General features: G+C 73.1%; 16 protein-coding genes. 3 read left to right on the top strand and 13 right to left on the bottom strand.

From position 1 onward, the window contains the following. Window positions 1–51 precede the first annotated feature (51 nt). From SOM11_RS05215 to SOM11_RS05180, 8 genes are all read right to left on the bottom strand, one after another. On the bottom strand, window positions 52–798 hold the full coding sequence (locus SOM11_RS05215) for a hypothetical protein (RefSeq protein WP_320477421.1): 747 nt from the start codon (window positions 796–798) through the stop codon (window positions 52–54). Window positions 799–1,152: 354 nt separating this feature from the next. Then, the gene (fliG, locus tag SOM11_RS05210) at window positions 1,153–2,202 is read right to left on the bottom strand and encodes a flagellar motor switch protein FliG (RefSeq protein ID WP_320477420.1); all 1,050 of its coding nucleotides are present in this window, start codon (window positions 2,200–2,202) and stop codon (window positions 1,153–1,155) included. Then, window positions 2,199–3,872 carry a flagellar basal-body MS-ring/collar protein FliF gene (gene fliF / locus SOM11_RS05205; RefSeq protein ID WP_320477419.1) on the bottom strand — a complete coding sequence of 558 codons (1,674 nt, stop codon included), beginning with the start codon at window positions 3,870–3,872 and terminating at the stop codon, window positions 2,199–2,201. The genes fliG and fliF overlap by 4 nt, the downstream gene beginning before the upstream one ends. After that, entirely contained in the window at window positions 3,872–4,240 is a 369-nt protein-coding gene (gene fliE, locus SOM11_RS05200; protein ID WP_192060999.1) for a flagellar hook-basal body complex protein FliE, read from the bottom strand. Before fliE ends, fliF begins: the two co-directional genes overlap by 1 nt. Continuing rightward, window positions 4,240–4,635, bottom strand: a complete 396-nt coding sequence (locus SOM11_RS05195; RefSeq protein ID WP_192060998.1) for a flagellar basal body rod protein FlgC — start codon at window positions 4,633–4,635, stop codon at window positions 4,240–4,242. The genes fliE and SOM11_RS05195 overlap by 1 nt, the downstream gene beginning before the upstream one ends. Then, window positions 4,635–4,979: a flagellar basal body rod protein FlgB gene (locus SOM11_RS05190; RefSeq protein WP_192060997.1), complete on the bottom strand. Its 345-nt coding sequence runs from the start codon at window positions 4,977–4,979 to the stop codon at window positions 4,635–4,637. Before SOM11_RS05190 ends, SOM11_RS05195 begins: the two co-directional genes overlap by 1 nt. Before the next feature lie 536 nt (window positions 4,980–5,515). Further along, window positions 5,516–6,280: a response regulator gene (locus tag SOM11_RS05185; RefSeq protein WP_320477418.1), complete on the bottom strand. Its 765-nt coding sequence runs from the start codon at window positions 6,278–6,280 to the stop codon at window positions 5,516–5,518. Further along, the gene (locus SOM11_RS05180) at window positions 6,277–8,208 is read right to left on the bottom strand and encodes a sensor histidine kinase (protein ID WP_320477417.1); all 1,932 of its coding nucleotides are present in this window, start codon (window positions 8,206–8,208) and stop codon (window positions 6,277–6,279) included. Before SOM11_RS05180 ends, SOM11_RS05185 begins: the two co-directional genes overlap by 4 nt. Window positions 8,209–8,523: 315 nt before the next feature. Here SOM11_RS05180 and SOM11_RS05175 point away from each other — a divergent pair, with 315 nt between their 5' ends. Next, the gene (locus SOM11_RS05175) at window positions 8,524–10,086 is read left to right on the top strand and encodes a CitMHS family transporter (RefSeq protein ID WP_320477416.1); all 1,563 of its coding nucleotides are present in this window, start codon (window positions 8,524–8,526) and stop codon (window positions 10,084–10,086) included. 122 nt (window positions 10,087–10,208) lie between these two features. Here the strand turns inward: SOM11_RS05175 and SOM11_RS05170 are convergent, their stop codons facing one another. The 5 genes from SOM11_RS05170 to SOM11_RS05150 form a co-directional block, all read right to left on the bottom strand. Further along, window positions 10,209–10,559, bottom strand: coding sequence for a hypothetical protein (locus SOM11_RS05170; protein WP_320477415.1), 351 nt, complete (start codon window positions 10,557–10,559; stop codon window positions 10,209–10,211). Between the two features lie 103 nt (window positions 10,560–10,662). Next, the gene (fliS, locus tag SOM11_RS05165; RefSeq protein ID WP_320477414.1) at window positions 10,663–11,136 is read right to left on the bottom strand and encodes a flagellar export chaperone FliS; all 474 of its coding nucleotides are present in this window, start codon (window positions 11,134–11,136) and stop codon (window positions 10,663–10,665) included. Beyond that, complete coding sequence (gene fliD / locus SOM11_RS05160; RefSeq protein ID WP_320477413.1) at window positions 11,136–12,524, bottom strand: flagellar filament capping protein FliD; 1,389 nt, start codon at window positions 12,522–12,524, stop codon at window positions 11,136–11,138. Before fliD ends, fliS begins: the two co-directional genes overlap by 1 nt. Window positions 12,525–12,707: 183 nt before the next feature. After that, complete coding sequence (locus tag SOM11_RS05155; RefSeq protein WP_279293246.1) at window positions 12,708–13,532, bottom strand: flagellin; 825 nt, start codon at window positions 13,530–13,532, stop codon at window positions 12,708–12,710. A 115-nt stretch (window positions 13,533–13,647) separates the two neighbouring features. After that, window positions 13,648–14,469 carry a sigma-70 family RNA polymerase sigma factor gene (locus tag SOM11_RS05150; protein ID WP_320477412.1) on the bottom strand — a complete coding sequence of 274 codons (822 nt, stop codon included), beginning with the start codon at window positions 14,467–14,469 and terminating at the stop codon, window positions 13,648–13,650. Between the two features lie 533 nt (window positions 14,470–15,002). Between SOM11_RS05150 and SOM11_RS05145 the strand changes: the two genes are divergently transcribed. Together SOM11_RS05145 and flgK are read left to right on the top strand one after the other, a co-directional pair. After that, the gene (locus SOM11_RS05145; RefSeq protein WP_320477411.1) at window positions 15,003–15,542 is read left to right on the top strand and encodes a flagellar protein FlgN; all 540 of its coding nucleotides are present in this window, start codon (window positions 15,003–15,005) and stop codon (window positions 15,540–15,542) included. Between the two features lie 2 nt (window positions 15,543–15,544). Beyond that, on the top strand, window positions 15,545–16,966 hold the full coding sequence (gene flgK / locus SOM11_RS05140; RefSeq protein ID WP_320477410.1) for a flagellar hook-associated protein FlgK: 1,422 nt from the start codon (window positions 15,545–15,547) through the stop codon (window positions 16,964–16,966).

Here is a 16,966-nt window from a genome sequence, read left to right as displayed (position 1 = left end):
GTGCGGGGGCGACGCGGGCGACGGGGGCGGGCGCCAGGGCGGTCGGCGCGGTCACGAGGCCGCTCCGGTCGTCGACGCCGTGACGGTCGCGGGCGCGCCCAGCAGAGCCTGTCGCGCGCGGGCGAGCGCCGTGTCGAGACGGGCGTCGATCAGCCCGGCCGGCAGATCGGCTTCGGCGTCGCCCCGCCCGAGCGACGGATCCGCGGCGAAGACGACCCCCGGAGCCGAGGAGGCGCGGGTCGACTCGTCGAGGAGCGCCAGATCGAGAGGGTGCAGCCGGAGGGTGGTCACGACGCTCCCGTCCGCTCCGACGAGGGCGCGCGCGACGGCGGCCCGGGCGGTGCGTCCGGCCCGGGGGTCGGGGTCGCCGGGGGTCGCGGGCTCGTCCACCGAGGGCTCGTCCGCCGAGGGCTCGGAGGCGCGGAGTTCGTAGCCGACCACCGCCTCCGCGAGGTCGAATGCGGTGGCGACCAGCACCTCCTCGGCGTCGGAGACCGATTGGACCACGCGGGCGTCCAGCGCCCTCGCAGCCGTGACCAGGATGTCCGCCGCGGCGATGCCGTGCGCCATGAGCCGCTCGTGCAGCTCGGCGTGCTCGGCCTCGAGGGCGGCACGGCGGGCGGCGAGTTCGAGCTCGGCGGCGCGGAGACCCGCGGCGTACCCGGCGGCGTGGCCCCGGGCCTCGGCGCGCACGTCGTCGGCGTCGCGGGCGGCGGCGCGGTCGGACCCCGGACCGGCGATGGTCGGATACACGACACGCGCGACGGAGCCCGGCGCGGAGGCCGGGGGGTTCATCACGGGATCGAGCATCACGGGCCGTTCGGCGTTCGAGGACGACGGCCGATCCGTGGCCGGGGTGAGGTGAGCGATCCGTGCTCAGCTGCGACTCTCGACCGGGAGCGGGCCGGCGTTAGGAGCTGCCCCGAAGGGGGGCCGCGGTGGGGGCTGCGGAGGGGGTGCTGGTGCGTGTGCGCGAATCGCGACCGCCGCCTACCCCTCGTGTGCAAATCGCGACCGCTCCGACCAGCCTCCGGCGTACCGAACCCGACAAAACCGCGGCGGAACGCCGCTCCACTCCCCAAAAAGCCGTCTCAGCGCCCAAACAGTCGCGATTTGCACACGCACCACCCCAGCCGAGAGCGCGCGGCCGGGCTACTCGACCAGGGCGTCGTCGTCGGCGCGGTGCACGGTGATCGAGCCGAGCGCCTCGAGTTCGCGGATGGCGCGGACGACCTCGGCCCGCGCCTCCTCGACCTGCGACCGGCGCACCGGTCCGAGCGAGGCCAGCTCGTCGTCGAGCAGCTCGGCGTTGCGGGCCGACACGTTGCCGCGGATGACCTCGGTCACGGCCGACGGCGCGCCCTTCATCGCCAGGGCGAGCACGGCCGCGTCGATGCCGCGCAGCACCTGCTGGATGTCACGCGTCTCGAGCCGAACGATGTCCTCGAAGGTGAGCATCCGCGACCTGACCTCCTCGGCCAGCTCGGGGTCGCGGGCGTCGAGACCGTCGAGCAGCGCCCGCTCGGTCGCGCTGTCGCTGCGGTTGATGATCTCGACGAGGGGCTGGATGCCGCCGACGACCTCGATCTGGTCGCGCGGAGCCACGACGGCCCCGGCCCGGATCTTGAGCGTCGCCGCGACGATCCCGACGGCCTCGGGCGTGGCGGTGCCCATGGTGGCGATCGCCTGCGCGACGTCGGCTCGGACGTCGAGGTCGAGCCCCGCGAGCACGGCCGACGCCTGGGGCGGACGCACATGGGCGAGCACGAGGGCGATGGTCTGCGGCAGTTCGCCGTCGAGCAGAGCGACGACCTGACCGGGGTCGGCCTCGTCGAGGAACTCGAACGTCTTGCGGGCCATGTTCGACGCGAGCCGCTCCATGACGCCGGCCGCGCGCTCCGACCCGAACGATGCCTCGAGCAGACCGATCGCGACGTCGTGTCCGCCGCGCGGCTGGTGCTGACCCGACACGCTCAGCTCGTGGAACTCGGCCACGGTCGACTCGGCGACGGCGGCGTCGACCCGGCGCATCCGCACGATCTCCGTCGTGATCTCCGCCGCCTCGTCCTCGCTGAACTGCTGCATGACGGTCGCGGCGCGGCTCTGGTCCATCTGCATCAGGATGACGGCGACCTTCTGCGGCCCCGTCAGGGCGGTCGGCGCCTGCGGGGTGGCGGCGAAGGGCACGACGAGGTCGGTCACAGTCCGCTCCGCTGGTCCATCAGGCCGCGCAGCAGCTCGGCCGTCTTGGCCGGGTCGCGTTCGGCGAGCGCGTCCACCTCGGCGCGGCGGCGCTCGGCCGACAGCACCTCGGGCGACGGCTCGGGGGCGTCGACCGTGGGCAGCATCTGCGTCGCCGTGTCGTCTGCGCCGAGCATGGAGCGTCCGGAGGCGGCGTCCAGGTCGAGACGCATGGTCGCATCCCAGGTCTGGGCTGCGTTCGCGGACGCGAGCTCGCCGAGGTCGACGTCCTCCCGGGCCTGACGGCGGCTCCGACGGGCGAAGACGATGAGCGCGACGATGGCCGCGAGCGCGACGAACCCGACGATGCTCGCGGTGCGGATCGTCGACCACATCGCCTCCGTCGCGGCGGCGGCGTCGGCGGCGGCGAGCGCCTCCTGCGCGGCGGCGGCGGCCGAGGTGTCGAAGTCGACCATGGCCACGTCGACGGTGTCGCCGCGGGCGCCGTCGATCCCGGCCGCGCTGTCGACCAGGTCGCGGATGCTCTGCATGTTGACGCCCTGCGCGGCCGTCGCGTTCAGCGCGACGGACACCGTCTGGCGGGCCACCGTGCCCGACGGCACGCTCATCGTCTCGGTGACCTTGTCGACCGCGTTGTTCTTCGTCGCCGACTCGTTGACGTACCCGTCGCCCGCGGCGCCGTCGGCCGTCGCGGCCTCGCCGTCGCCGCCCGCGGGCACGGCGATGTTGTCGGGGCCGAGCACCCCGGTGGTGCCGGTGCCGGCGCCGTCCGGGCCGTACTGCTCGGTGGTGCTCGACTCGTTCAGCGCGAGGGGTCCGCTCTCGGGCTCGGTGAACGACTCGGTGACGCGCGTGCCCGAGTTCTGGTCGAGCTGAGCCGCGACCACGACCGACGAGTTGCCGACGCCGACGACCTTGTCGAGCATGGTCTGCACGGCCGTCTGCACCTTCGTCTCGTACTCGCCGGCCTCGCCCGCGCCTCCTCCCGTCGCCCCGGTGCCGACCTCGGAGAGCACCGCGCCGGTCGAGTCGGTGACGGCCACGCCGGTCGGGGTCATGCCCTCGACGGAGGCGCTGGTCAGGTTGACGATCGCCTGCACCTGCTTCGTGGTGAGCGAGACCCCCGCCTGCGTCTCGACGAACACCGACGCCGTGGGGTCGCGCTGCTCGGCGACGAACACGGTCTCCTCGGGGATGGCGAGCTGCACGGTCGCGTTCTTCACGCCCTCCATCGCCTTGATGGTGTTGGCGAGCTCGCCCTCGATGGCGCGCTTGTAGGTGACGTCCTGCTGGAACTCCGACGACGTGACACCCATCGTGTCGAGCAGCGTGTAGCCGCCGGTGCCGGCGGTCGAGGGCAGACCGGCGGCCGCGGCGGTGAGGCGCTCCTGGTAGACGTGCTCCTCGGGCACGAGGATCGTGTTGCCGCCGGCGGTCAGCTCGTACGGCACCCCGTCGGCCTGCAGCTGCTCGACGATGGCGCTCGCGTCGGCCGGGTCGACGCCGCTGAACAGCGGCGTGTAGGTCGGCTTCGACAGCCACGCGGACAGCGCGACGACGCCGAGCACGAGGGCGGCGAGCAGGATGACCGCGATGGTCTTCTGCGCGATCGAGAAGCCCGCGAGGGTCGCGCGCATCCGGTCGAGCGAGTTCTTGACGGCGGTGGGCATCAGGCCTGCATCCTCATGATCTCGTTGAAGGCGTCGACGCCCTTGTTGCGGACGGCGCTGACGAGCTCGAGGGTGACCTGGGCGCGGGTCGCCGCGATGGTCGCATCGTGGATGTCGGTCAGATCGCCGGTCACGGCCTTCACGGCGAGGGTCTTGGCCTCGCCCTGCATCTGCTGGAGGCCCTCGACGGCACCGGCCATCGACGCGCCGAAGGTCGCCCCGGAGGCGCTGGTCGCGCCTCCTCGTCCGGTCGCGTCGAGCGCGCCCGCGGCACCCGACGCGCCACCGGCCCCCTGCAGCAGCGAGGCGGCGTCGGCGTAGCCGGACGGTTGGACGGCTCCGAGAGCCTGGATCGCCGAGAGGGGCATCAGCCACGTCCGATCTGGAGTGCGGCCTCGTAGGCCGTCTTGGCACGGTCGACGACAGCGGCGTTGGCCTGGTAGCCGCGCTGCGCCATGATCAGGTCGCCCATCTGGGCGCCGAGGTCGATGTCGGGCATGCGCACGTAGCCCTCGGCGTCGGCGAGCGGGTGGTCGGGCGAGTACGTGACGCGCCCGGCCTCGCTGCCGTAGCGGTCGGCTCTGACGAAGACGCCCGAGGTGCCGTCGCCCTCCTGCACCTCGATGTAGCGGGCCTGGAACGCGGTGTCGTCCATCGACTTGACCGTGTTCGCGTTGGCGATGTTGTCCGAGACGGCGTCGAGCCACTTGCGGTGCACGGTCAGGCCGGTGCTCGCGATGCCGATCGCGTCGAAGGCGGTCATCAGCTCGTCCTGAACGCGGCGCGCACGGCCGTCAGCTCGGAGTTCATCGCCTGCGTCGCGAACTGGTACCGCAGCACGGTGTCGACGTTCGACAGCGTCTCGGTGTCGAGGTTCACGTTGCTGCCGTCGGTGCGCGTCGGCTCGAGGGAGCGGGCCGTGGTCGCCTGGACCGCCCCGCCGCCCTCCGCGACCGACCGGCCCAGCGCCTCCTCGAACTGCACGCGCTTGGCCTGGTAGCCGGGCGTGTTCACGTTGGCGATGTTGTTCGCGATCGACTTCTGGCGCAGCGACAGACCGTCGAGGGCGCTCTGCAGCGCCGCTTGCGTCACGGATTCGAGTGGCATGGCCGTCCCGGGGAGGTTCGAGGTGCCCTGTGCGTGCTGCTGCTGCTGCGTGCGTGCTGCGTGCTGCTGCGTGTTGCGTGCTGCGTGCGTGCTGCTGCGTGCGTCGGGCGGGGGCCGATCCGTGGCCGGGTGGGCGAGCGATCCGTGCTCACGTCGCTCTATCGACGTCGGGAGCCGCGCCGTAAGCCCCCACCCCGTACTGGGGGGTGCGTCGAAGTGACGCGAACGGGCCCCTCCGAGCTCGCGACCGCCCCCTTTGCGTCACCTCGACGAGCGGGGGGGCGAGCCGGGGAGGCGCGGCGCACCTCAGACGCGCAGCAGCAGCATCGAAGTGACGCAAGCGGGCCCCTCCGAGGCCGCGACCACCCCGTTTGCGTCACTTCGACGAGCGGGGGGGAGGCGAGCCGAGGAGGCGCGGCGCCCGTCAGACGCGCAGCAGCAGCATCGAGGTGACGCGAACGGGGCCTTGGGAGGCCACGACCGCCCCGTTTGCGTCACCTCGACGAGCCGGGGGGCGGGAGGAGGCGCGGCGCGCGTCAGGCGCGGGAGTAGCGGTGCTCGGGGCGGCCGGTCGCTCCGTAGCTCAGCCTCATCGTGACGAGGCCGTCGGCGGCGAGCGCGGCGAGGTACCGCTGCGCGGTCGCCCTCGACACACCGACCCGAGCAGCGACGTCGGCGGCGGAGAGCTCTCCGTCCGAGCCCCCACCGGCGCCCGCACCCGCACCGGCACCGGAACCCGCACCGGCACCCGCACCGACACCGGCACCCGCAGCACCCCCACCAGCACCCGCACCCGGCACCGCGAACTGCTCGAGCACCGACTGCTCCGTCGCCGACCGCGACGGCGACGCCGCCTTCGCCGCGTCGCCCGAGTGCAGGATGCGGAGTGCGCGCTCGAGGGCCTCCTGGTCGACGCTCCCCCGGTCGTCGAGCACGTTGCGATAGCGCTGATAGGCCCGGAGCCGGTCGGCGAGCACACCCGAGCCGAACGGCTTGATCAGATAGCCGACGACCCCGCGCCGCAGCGCGCGCCGCACGGTCTCCCCGTCGGAGGCCGCGCTGAGCACGAACGCGTCGACGTCGACCTCGCGCAGCAGGTCGAGGCCGCTCCCGTCGGGCAGGTGCACGTCGAGCAGCAGCAGGTCGACGGGGGTCTCGGCGAGCACGCGGCGCATCTCGGCGACCGTGCCGACGGGCGCCAGCGCGCGGAACCCCGGCACCTCGTCGACCTGCCGCCGGTGCAGCTCGGCCACGTAGAAGTCGTCGTCGACGACGAGCACGGTCAGGTCGGGGGTGGTCACGGGTCGATCCTCTCAGGAGGCGCGGGCGGCTGGACGGCGTCGGCCAGACGCGCGCAGAACACGGCACCGTGGCCGTCGCCGCCGGGCGAGCCGAGCCAGACGTCGCCGCCGCGCCGCCGGGCGATGTCGCGCGAGAGCGGCAGACCGAAGCCGAGCCCGTGCACGCGCGAGGGGTCGTCCGGGTCGACCGCACCGTCGGGCGGGAGCGACGCTGCCCCGCCACCGGCGTCCGAGCCGCCCGCCGCCCGCTCGAACAGCGCGTCCGCGTCGGCGACGCCGCGGCCCGAGTCCATCACCGACAGGTGCAGGTCGGTGCCGTCGTCGAGCACCTCGACCTCGATCCACGCGGGGCTGACGTCGCCGGCGACCGCGGCGCGCACGGCGTTGTCGACGAGGTTGCCGAGCACCGTGGTGACGTCGCCGGCCTCGACGACCGTGCCCGACACGAGCGTCTCGGGGCCGAGCTTCAGCAGCACCCCGCGCTCGGCGGCCTCGACCCCCTTCGCCCCGAGGAACGCCTGCAGATACGGCTCGGTCAGCCGATCCGCGTGGGCGACCGGGTAGCGCAGCGGACCGTGGTCGAGCACGTCGGCGAGGTAGCCCCGCGCCTGCTCGGTGCGACCGAGCTCGAGCAGCCCGGACACGGCGTGCAGCCGGTTGGCGAACTCGTGCCGCTGGGCGCGCAGCGCGGTGGTCATCGCGCCCACCGCGTCGAGGCGGCGGGTCAGCGCCTCGACGTCGGTCCGGTCGCGCAGCACCGCCACGCGTCCGAGGTCGACGCCGTCGTGCGAGACCGCGCGCACGTCGACGAGCAGCACGTGCGGCCCGACGACCAGCGTGGTGTCGGCGGGGCCGGGGCCGGGGCCGGTCTGCGGGGCCCGGCCCGCGCCTCCTCGGCCGTCCGGCGACGTGCCGACCAGCATCTCGACGAGCATGCCCGGCAGCTCCAGCGAGTCGACGCGTCGTCCCACCACCGGGCCGGGCGCCAGGCCGAGGAGGCGCGGTGCCAGATCATTGCAGACCGTCACCACCCCGTCGCGCGAGACCGCGAGCACTCCCTCGGCGACACCGCCGAGCACGGCCTGCTGGTTCTGCACGAGGGCGGCGAGCTCCTCGGGCTGGAGCCCCAGGGTCAGCCGGTCGAGGCGCCGACGGATGAGCACGGAGGCGACGACGCCGATCGCCAGGGCGAGCAGGGCGACGCCGATCACGGGCAGGCTGTCGCGCGCGAGCGTCTCGTAGACGCGCGCGGGGGCGTAGCCGACGCTGACCTCGCCCACCACGTCGGCGGCGTCGGCGACGCGCGCGGACCCGGCGTCGCCTGACCCGGTCGGAGCGCCGGCCCCGCCCGGGACGTCGGCCGATCCGCCTGCCGAGCCCGCGCCTCCTGCACCGGATCGCGGGTCGTCCGCGGTGGGCGCCACGATCGGCACCTTGGCGCGGGCCGACTCGCCGAGCGTGCCGCGCTCCCACGAGACGACCTCCTCCCCGCGGAGCGCCGCGTCCGGGCTCGTGCTGACCCGCTCGCCGATGCGCGTCGGGTCGGGGTGCGCCAGACGGACGCCGCGGTCGTCGGTGATGACGACGAAGAGCGCTCCGGTGCGCAGCTGGGCCGCGACCGCCGTGCGCTGCAGGTCGCCCGCGGCGAGGGCGCCCTCGTCGATCGGCGTGCCGTCGACGCTGAGGGCCGCGACCTCGGCCCGCACATCGGTGTCGGAGGCGACGCTCTGCGCCACGGCGAGCGCCGTCGACTCGGCCTCGCGGGCCAGGCGCTGCACGGCGATCGCAGCGAACACGGCGCTGGTGAGCACGACGATGGCGGTGACGACGGCGAGCTGCAGCAGCAGCACCTCGGTGGCGAACCGGCGGGGGCGGAGGCGGAGGCGGGCGCCGGGCCGCGAGCGCGGGCGTGAGCTGTCGTCGGTCACGTCGGCCAGGGTACCGGGCGCGGTCGGGGCGACCCGCGCCTCCTGCGATCCCTGCCCACGCTGCTCGCGTTGCGGCGCTCGGGTTCGGCGGGTTCCCGTCATCGGCGGCGGGTCAGCGCTGACCCGCCCCCGATGACACGAACCCGCCCCACCCCCGCTACGCACTCCCGCGCGCGTGAGCAGAACGCGCAGAACACGACCAACGCGCGATAGTCGGCGAATGCGCAGAAGCGCGACGCGACCGAGGAGGCGCGGCTAGCGTGCCCGGACACGCTCGGCTCCCCCACGGTGCCGCTCACGGACGAAGGAGTTCGGATGCTCGTCGTACTCGGTTACCTCATGGTGCTGACCTTCATGGCGCTGATCATGACCAAGAAGCTGTCGCCGATGCTGGCCCTGATCATGGTGCCGACCATCTTCGGGCTCTTCGCCGGCGCGGGTCTCGGCATCGGCGACATGGTCATCGAGGCGATCGGCGATCTGGCCCCGACGGCCGCACTGCTGATGTTCGCGATCATGTACTTCGGTCTGATGATCGACGTCGGGCTGTTCGATCCGCTGGTGCGGCTCATCCTGCGGGTGACCGGCAACGACCCCGCGAAGGTCGTGCTCGGCACGGCGCTGCTCGCCGGGGCGGTCTCGCTCGACGGCGACGGCTCGACCACGTTCATCGTGACGACCGCGGCCATGCTGCCCATCTATCTCAAGCTCGGCATGAGCCCCGTGGTGCTGACCTGCGTCGCCGGTCTCGCCAACGGGACTCTGAACATCGTGCCGTGGGGCGGCCCGACCGTCCGTGCGGCGGCGGCCCTCGGCGTGCAGCCGAGCGACATCTTCGTGCCCCTCGTGCCGTCGCTGATCGCCGGCCTCGTGCTGGTCTTCGTCTTCGCATGGCTGATGGGGCTGCGCGAGCGCCGCCGCCTCGGCACACTCGAGATCGGCGACTCGCGCCTCGGGGCCGCGGCGGCTGCGATGTCGCCGCTCTCGCAGGAGCTCGCGACCGCCTCGCGCGGCGGCGGCACCGGCATCCCCGGGGTCGGCGTCTCGATGTTCACCAGCCCGACGGTCGCCCTCGGAGTGCGGGGCGGACGGGCCGACGGCAGCCGCGCCGACGCACCCGGCGAGCGCGCGGTCGACAACCCCGCCGGCGCTGGCGTTGGCGCCGGTGCGGGCGCGGCGGCCTACGGCGGCAACGAGAACGGCACCCCCGGCGGCGCGACCCTGGCCGACACGATGCTCGACCCCGACCGCCCGACGCTCCGCCCGAAGATGATCTGGTTCAACCTCGTGCTGACCGTCGCCGTGATGGTGCTGCTGGTGGCCGACCTGTTCCCGCTCGCCTACGTCTTCATGGTCGGCACGGCGATCGCGCTGCTGGTGAACTTCCCCCGCGTGAAGGAGCAGTCGGCCGAGATCGTGGCGCACGCGCCGAGCATCGTCGGAGTCGTCTCGATGGTCTTCGCCGCCGGCGTGCTGATCGGCGTGCTGAACGGCACCGGCATGGTCGACGCGATGGCGCAGTGGCTGGTCGACGTGATCCCCACCTCGATGGGCCCGTACCTCGCGGTGATCACCGGAGTGCTGAGCCTGCCGCTCACCTTCTTCATGAGCAACGACGCCTTCTACTTCGGCATCCTGCCCGTGCTGGCGCAGAGCGGCGCGGCGTTCGGCATCGACCCGGTCGAGATGGCTCGGGCGTCGGTGGTCGGTCAGCCGGTGCACCTGCAGAGCCCGCTCGTGCCGGCGATCCTGCTGCTCGTCAGCCTCGCGAACGTGAACCTCGGCGACCACCACAAGAAGGTGCTGTGGCGTGCGGCGATCGTGTCGCTCGTGATGCTGGCCGTGGCGATCGTGGTCGGCGTCATCCCCTGGGGCTGACCCGCGCCTCCTGCCCCGCGCACGCCGCCACCGACTCCGCACCCCGCCACCGGATCGCGTGGCGGCGTGTCGAGAACGTGGCGGCATGGACGCCGGCCCCTCGCACGCCGTGCGGCGAGGCGTCAGCCGAGGGCGTCGAGGTACACGGGCCGACCGGGCTCGTGCGAGGCCTCGACCCGGCGGACGGCGCCGAGCTGCTGCTGCACCGCGGAACGCGCCTCCACGAGTCGGGCGACGAGCGCCGACTGGCGAGAGAGCACCGAGGAGGCGCGGTCCGACAGAGCGGCCGGCATCGGCCCCAGCCCCGTGGGCGGCGCCCAGGGCAGCGGGGGCGCGGGCGGGCTCGACGCGGCTCCGGCCGGCTCGACCCCGCGCGAGGGCTCCGGCCCGATCGTCGACAGCGTCCGCTCGGCGTCGTCCAGCCAGCGCTCGAGGTCGTCGAGCACGGCCGACCACCGCGGGTGATCTCCCATCCCGCCAGCCGGCACCCCGCCAGCAGACTCGGACGGCACCCCGCCGACCGGCACCCCGCCAGCAGACTCAGCCCCCACAGCAGACGCAGCCGGCACAGCAGACTCAGCCGACACCCGAACCCGACATCCCGGCGCCCGACGCGCGCTCCTCGGCCTGCAGCGACGCGGCTGCCTCGTGCCACGTCTGGCGCAGCGGTTCGAGCAGCGCGATCACCTCGCGGGTCACGGCCACGTCGCGATGGATGTTGGCGTTGACCAGGGCGGTCGACGAGTACGTGTAGAGGGCGAGCAGGCCCTCGCCGCCGTCCCACACGTCGATCCTGAGCGACGACGACAGCTCGGCGACGATCGCCTGGGCGTGCAGCAGCTGCTCCGAGGCCGCGGCCCAGTCGGCGGCCGTCTGGGCGACCTCGGCGCGCGACAGGTCGAGCAGCAGGCGGTCGTAGAGCATCGTGACGAGCTGCACGGGCGTCGCCGACTGCACGGCCTCGGCCGTGTACCGGGCGCGCTGCTTCTGCACGACGGCGGTCGGGGCGGACGAGGCGGCGGCGAAGGCCGCGAACGAGGTGGCGTCCATCAGCTGCTGCTCGCCGACAGGCCCGCGAGCTGGCTGGTGATGTAGCTCTGCTGGGCGGTGAGGGCGCTGAGGGCGACCTCGAGGGCGGAGTAGGTCTTCTGCAGGTTCTCGCGTCGCGCGGCGAGGCGGTCGTCCCAGATGCCGACCCGGTCGTTCAGGTCGCGGACGACCGACTGCTGACCGGTGATGACCTTCGTGAGCGATCCGTCGAACTTGTCCGACACGGCCGTCGACGTCGCCGCGACGCGCTCGGCGATGGCGCTCAGCGTCGCCTGCACCCTCTCGGGGTCGGCGGCGAGGGCGGCGGCGAACTTCTCGGCGTCGACCGCGAACTGCCCGGTCTTCGCGTCGATCGAGATGCCGATCGCGCTGGGCGACTGTCCGTCGACGGGGCTGAGGACGGCATCGGTCAGGCGCTGCGTGATGCCCCGCGTGGTCGAGTCGCCGCCGAAGACACCGGCGGTGACCGTCGTGACGCCCGCCGCGCTGGTCGAGGTCGACGCGGCGCTCTTGCCGGCGATGATCGTCAGGGCGGCGTTGACCCCGGCGACGAGGTCGGTGGCGACCTTCGTGGCGGCGGTCGCGTCACGGGCGATCGAGAGGTGCACGGGCTCGGTGGTCACGGCCGACACCGTCACCGAGACGCCGGGGATCACATCCGCGAACGTGTTGCTGCTGCTGGTGACGACCTGCTCGGCCGCCGTCCCCGCCCACAGCGTGATCGAGGCGTCGCGCGCCTGCGAGATCGCGGCCGCGCCGGGTTCGGTCATCAGGTCGGTCGCCGTGCCCGCCGCGACGTCGGCGGCGCTGCCGCGGTGCACCTCGAAGCCGCCCTCGGCCCCGGTCTTCTCGCTCGAGAGCTGCAGTCGGTACTGCACGGCGCCCGAGGCGTCCGTGCCCGAGGCGACCTTCACGGCCGAGACGCCGGCGGCCGACGCGTTGACGGCCTTGACGACGTCGTCGAGCGACGAGGAGGCGGCGGTCACCTCCGTCACCGCTCCCGACGCCGAGACGAAGGTGAGGGTCGCGGGCGAGTCGGGCCAGGCCGTCATGGCCGCGGTCACCGCGGTCTTGGACGACGCGACGGCGCCGACGACGAGGTCGACCGAGCCCGAGACGGCGCCGGCGGAGGTCTTCGCGGTCACAGCGGTCGAGCTGCTGGTCGGCGTGAAGAGCGAGAGCGAGCCGGTCTTGGCGGTCGCGGCGGCGAGCGTCGCCAGCTCGGCGATCTTCGTGTTGAGCCCCTGCAGGGCCGCGACGAGCGTCTGCCCGGTGGTGGCCTTGTTCTTGAGGATCGTCTGGGGCACGGCCTCGGACTGCATCAACGAGTTGATGAGCGTCGTCGTGTCCAGCCCGCTGACGAGGCCGTCGATGCCGAACGAGGCCATGCGGTGCTCCTCTCGAGGGGGTGGTGGGGCGGATCGGGGACTGCAGGAGGCGCGGTGACCGTGTCGAGACCGGGTGGCAGGAGGTCGCAGGATCAGCTGCGACCCCTCGCCACCCGGTCTCCGAGCGAGGCGGGTCGAGACGTCAGCCCCGTGCTGGGAGCACGGAGCCGGGCCCCGGTCCTACTAGCGGAGCAGCGACAGGACGCTCTGCGTGCTCTGGTTCGCCTGGGCCAGCATCGCGGTGCCGGCCTGGCTGAGCACGTTGGAGCGCGTGTACTTGACCATCTCCTCGGCCATGTCGACGTCGCGGATGCGCGACTGAGCCGCCGTGAGGTTCTCCTTCGCGACGTTGGTCGACGCGATCGAGTGCTCGAAGCGGTTCTGCACGGCACCGAGCTCGGAACGAGCCGACGACACAGCGGTGATCTGCTCGTCGAGCGCCTCGATCGAGGTCAGGGCGTTGGCGGCCGAGTCGAAGGTCAGACCGGCGACGGTCGTGGCGACGGCCGTGATGTCGGTCAGGCTGACCGAGATCTGGTCGTTCTCCGCGACCGAACCGGCGCCGACCTGGAACGTCAGGGTGCCGGTGCTGTTCAGCAGGTCGATGCCGTTGAAGTTGGTCGAGTTGCCGATGCGGGTCAGCTCCTCGCCGAGGGCCGTGACCTCGGTCTGGATGGCCGTGCGGGCGTCCGCGTTGTTCGAGTCGTTGCCGGCCTGAACAGCGAGGTCGCGGACGCGCTGGAGGATCGAGTGGACCTCCGTCAGTCCGCCTTCTGCGGTCTGCACGACCGAGATGCCGTCCTGGGCGTTGCGTGCGGCCACCGTGAGTCCGCCGACCTGCGAGCGCAGGCCCTCGGAGATCGCGAGACCCGCCGCGTCGTCAGCGGCACGGTTGATGCGAAGACCGCTGGAGAGCTTCTCGAGGCTCTTCGACAGGTCGTTCTGCGTGCTGTTGAGGTTGCGGTAGGTGTTGTTGGCCGCGAGGTTGGTGTTGATCTGCATACCCATGGTGTTCTCCTCCGTGACTGGGTGTTGTTCGTCGGCCCATCCGTGGGCTGACACCGGCTACTGTCGACCGGCTCACGACGCGCGTTAGTGCGACGTCGAAAGTTCTCGGGGCGGTTCAGACCGCCGTGCTGAAGCCCTGGGGCTCGGGGTCGCGCAGGGCCCGGGCGATGCCGACGGCCGCGTTCGTCGCGACGCGCGACAGGTAGGCGCTGCGCCGGGCGGGCGCGGTCTTCGACACGGGCTCGAACCCGGCGTCGGGGTCGTCGGCGTAGTGCGCGGCGAGTCCGTCGCGCAGCAGACGGACGGCCTCGGTGCGCTGCTGCGAGACGGCGCTGTGGGTGATGCCGAGCTCGTCGGCGATCTCGGTGACGGTGCGGTCGCCGAAGTAGACGCCCTCGACGATCAGGCGCATGCGCTCGGGCAGGGCCTCGACGGCGGCCCGCAGGTAGCGGCTGCGCTCGTCGACGAGCAGGTCGTCGCCCGGCAGCGGCAGGTCGCTCGAGAGGTGGTCGGCGATGGTGTCGTCGAGGGTCGAGACCGTGCGGCCGGCGTCGCTCAACGCGGACTGCGCCGCCTGACGGTCGACCCCGAGGGCCGAGGCGAGCTCGTCGACCGACGGGCGCCTCCCCAGCGACGCGGTCAGCGCCTCCTGCGTGGCCAGGGTCTCCTTGATGCGCTTGCGGGTGCCGCGGCTGGCCCAGTCGCCCGAGCGCATGTCGTCGGCGAAGGCCCCGACGATGCGGGTGCGGGCGTAGGCGCCGAACGGGATCCCGAGGGTCGGGTCGAAGGCGTCCGCCGCCTGCACGAGCGCGATCGCGCCGACGCCGGCGAGGTCGTCGCGCGACAGGTGCGTGGCGCGGGCGCAGACCTCGGAGACGAGGTAGCCGACGAGCGGCAGGTTCTCGACCACCAGGGCGTTGCGTTCGGTGCGGTTCATCGCTTGCTCCCAGCAAGAGGGTCCGTCAGGACAGGTGTGGATCGCGGGCGCGACGGACAGCCCTCTGATCAGGGCTGATGTCGAGACGCACGGTCTGAGCTGCGGGTAAGCGACTGGTGCGGTCGAGACGCGTGTCGGACGCGTCGAGACGGGGGTTCGTGCTTCGGGGTGTCGGGGTCGTGCGGGGGTCGTGCGGGTGCGTGATCGGTCTTCGGGGTGACCGGTCGGGCTGGTCGACGACCCTCCCTGCACCGGCAACGCTATCGGCGTCCACTCAGCCTGCGGGGCGCCTGTGTGACCCCAGTCAGGGGGAACGGGTGTCGCGTCTGTGGAGGACAGCACCCGTACCCCCTCCCCCGCAGTGGGGTGCCGAAGCGACTTCCGGTCGACCCCGGCCACCCGCTATGCGATCGGATCCGGCGACCGTCTGGCGCGCCTCGCTAACGGCGGCGGGGGTGGCGTCGATAGTCCTCCTCGTAGGGGACGTCACCGCTCCCCCGCCGAGATCATCGACACCCGACCGAGGAGACCCCATGGGCGCGAACGAACTGTCCGCGCTGCTCTGGCGTGAACGCGAGCTGCTCGAGCTGCTCACCTTCAAGCTGGAGGAGGAGCAGCTGCTCCTGACCGCCGGTCGCACCCGCTGGATCGACCACGCCACGCGCGAGGTCGAGCAGGTGCTCGACCGGCTGCGGACCACCGGGCTGGAGCGCAGCGTCGAGGTCTCCTCCGTCGCCCAGCAATGGGGGACGGACGAGGAGGCGCCCCTCCGTGACATCATCGCCGCGGCTCCCGCAGGCCCCTGGGGCGAGATCTTCACCGCCCACCTCCGGGCGATGACCGACCTCACCGCCCGCATCGCGCAGCTGCGCGACGAGAACGAGCGGTTCCTCCGCGCCGCGGCCCGCGCCACCCAGGAGACTCTGGCCGCGACGACCGACGACGCGACCGCCGCGGCGGGCGCCATCTACGACGCGACCGGCTCGACCGCCGCCACCGCCGCCGGACGCCGGGTCGGCACCCCGGGCGGCACCACCGCTTCCGGTGGGCACCTCTTCGACGGGAGCCTCTGAGCATGGGCAGCACCTTCGGCGGTCTGAACACGGCCTACACCGGTCTCGTCGCGGCCCGCACGGGTCTCGACGTGACCGGTCAGAACATCGCCAACGTCAACACCGACGGCTACACCCGTCAGCGCATCACGACCTCGTCGATCGAGTCGCCGGCCCGCGCCGGCATCTTCAGCGCCGGCGTCGTCGCCGGCCAGGGCGTCTCGATCGACGCCATCGCCCGACTCGGCAACCAGGTCGTCGACGGGCAGGTGCGGAGCGCGGCCGCGACCGCCGGGTACCAGTCGACCCGCGCCTCCGCGATCGCCACCCTCGAGGCGTCGCTCGGCGAGCCCTCGACGAACGGCATCTCGAGTCAGCTCAACGCGTTCTGGTCGGCCTGGGGCGACGTCGCCAACAACCCCGGCGACGCCGGGCCCGCCGCCGTGCTGATCGGTCAGGCCACCTCGCTGGCCGCCGCGCTCTCGGCCGGGCACCGCGCCGTCGACGAGCAGTGGGGCGGGTTGCGCACGCAGAGCGACGGACTCGCCGCCGAGCTCAACTCCGCCGCCTCGCAGGTCGCCGGCCTCAACGCCCGCATCCGCACGAACACGCAGCTCGGGGTCGGCTCGAACGAGCTGATCGACGCCCGATCGCTGCTCACGGAGCGCATCGCGACGATCGCCGGCGGGACCGTCCGCGACGTCGGCGACGGCACGGTCGAGGTGCTGATCGGCGGCGACGCCCTGGTCAGCGGCACCTCGGCCCGCACGGTCACCGTCACCGGCGGCTACAGCATGGCGACGGCGACGGCCGGTGTGGCCGTCGAGTGGGCCGACCGCCCCGGCCGGTCGATCCCGCTCACCGGCGGAAGCCTCGCCGGCACGGTCTCGCTGCTGCAGCCCGCCGCGGGCGGCGTCGGCGGCACGCTGGCGGAGGCCGCCGCCTCGTACGACGCCCTCGCCACCCAGCTCGCGACGCAGGTCAACGCCGTGCACCGGGCGGGCTTCACCGCCGACGGCACGGACGGTCACGACTTCTTCGCTCTCACGCCCGGCGGCTCGCCCGCCCGCAGCCTCACGGTGCTGCCGACGGGGCCCGGCACGATCGCCTCGGGCGACGGCGAAGGAGGCGCGCACGACAACACGGTCGCCCTCGCCATCGCCCAGATCGGCGTCGGAGCCGGCTCGCCCGACCGCACCTGGTCGGCCGTCGTCGCGACGATCGGCGCGACCGCGAAGAGCGAGTCGCAGCAGGCCGCGCTCACCGACCTCGCGGCGAGCTCGGCCAAGAACCGTCAGCTCTCGGGCGCAGGCGTCAGCCTCGACGAGGAGAACGTCAACCTGCTCTCGTACCAGCACGCCTACCAGGGGGCCGCCCGCGTCATGACCGCCATCGACGAGATGCTCGACACCCTCATCAACGGCATGGGCCGGGTCGGGAGGTAA

This window comes from Frigoribacterium sp. CFBP9029 (assembly GCF_034045305.1).
Taxonomy (GTDB): Bacteria; Actinomycetota; Actinomycetes; order Actinomycetales; family Microbacteriaceae; genus Frigoribacterium.
This window is presented reverse-complemented; position numbering and strand designations above follow the sequence as displayed.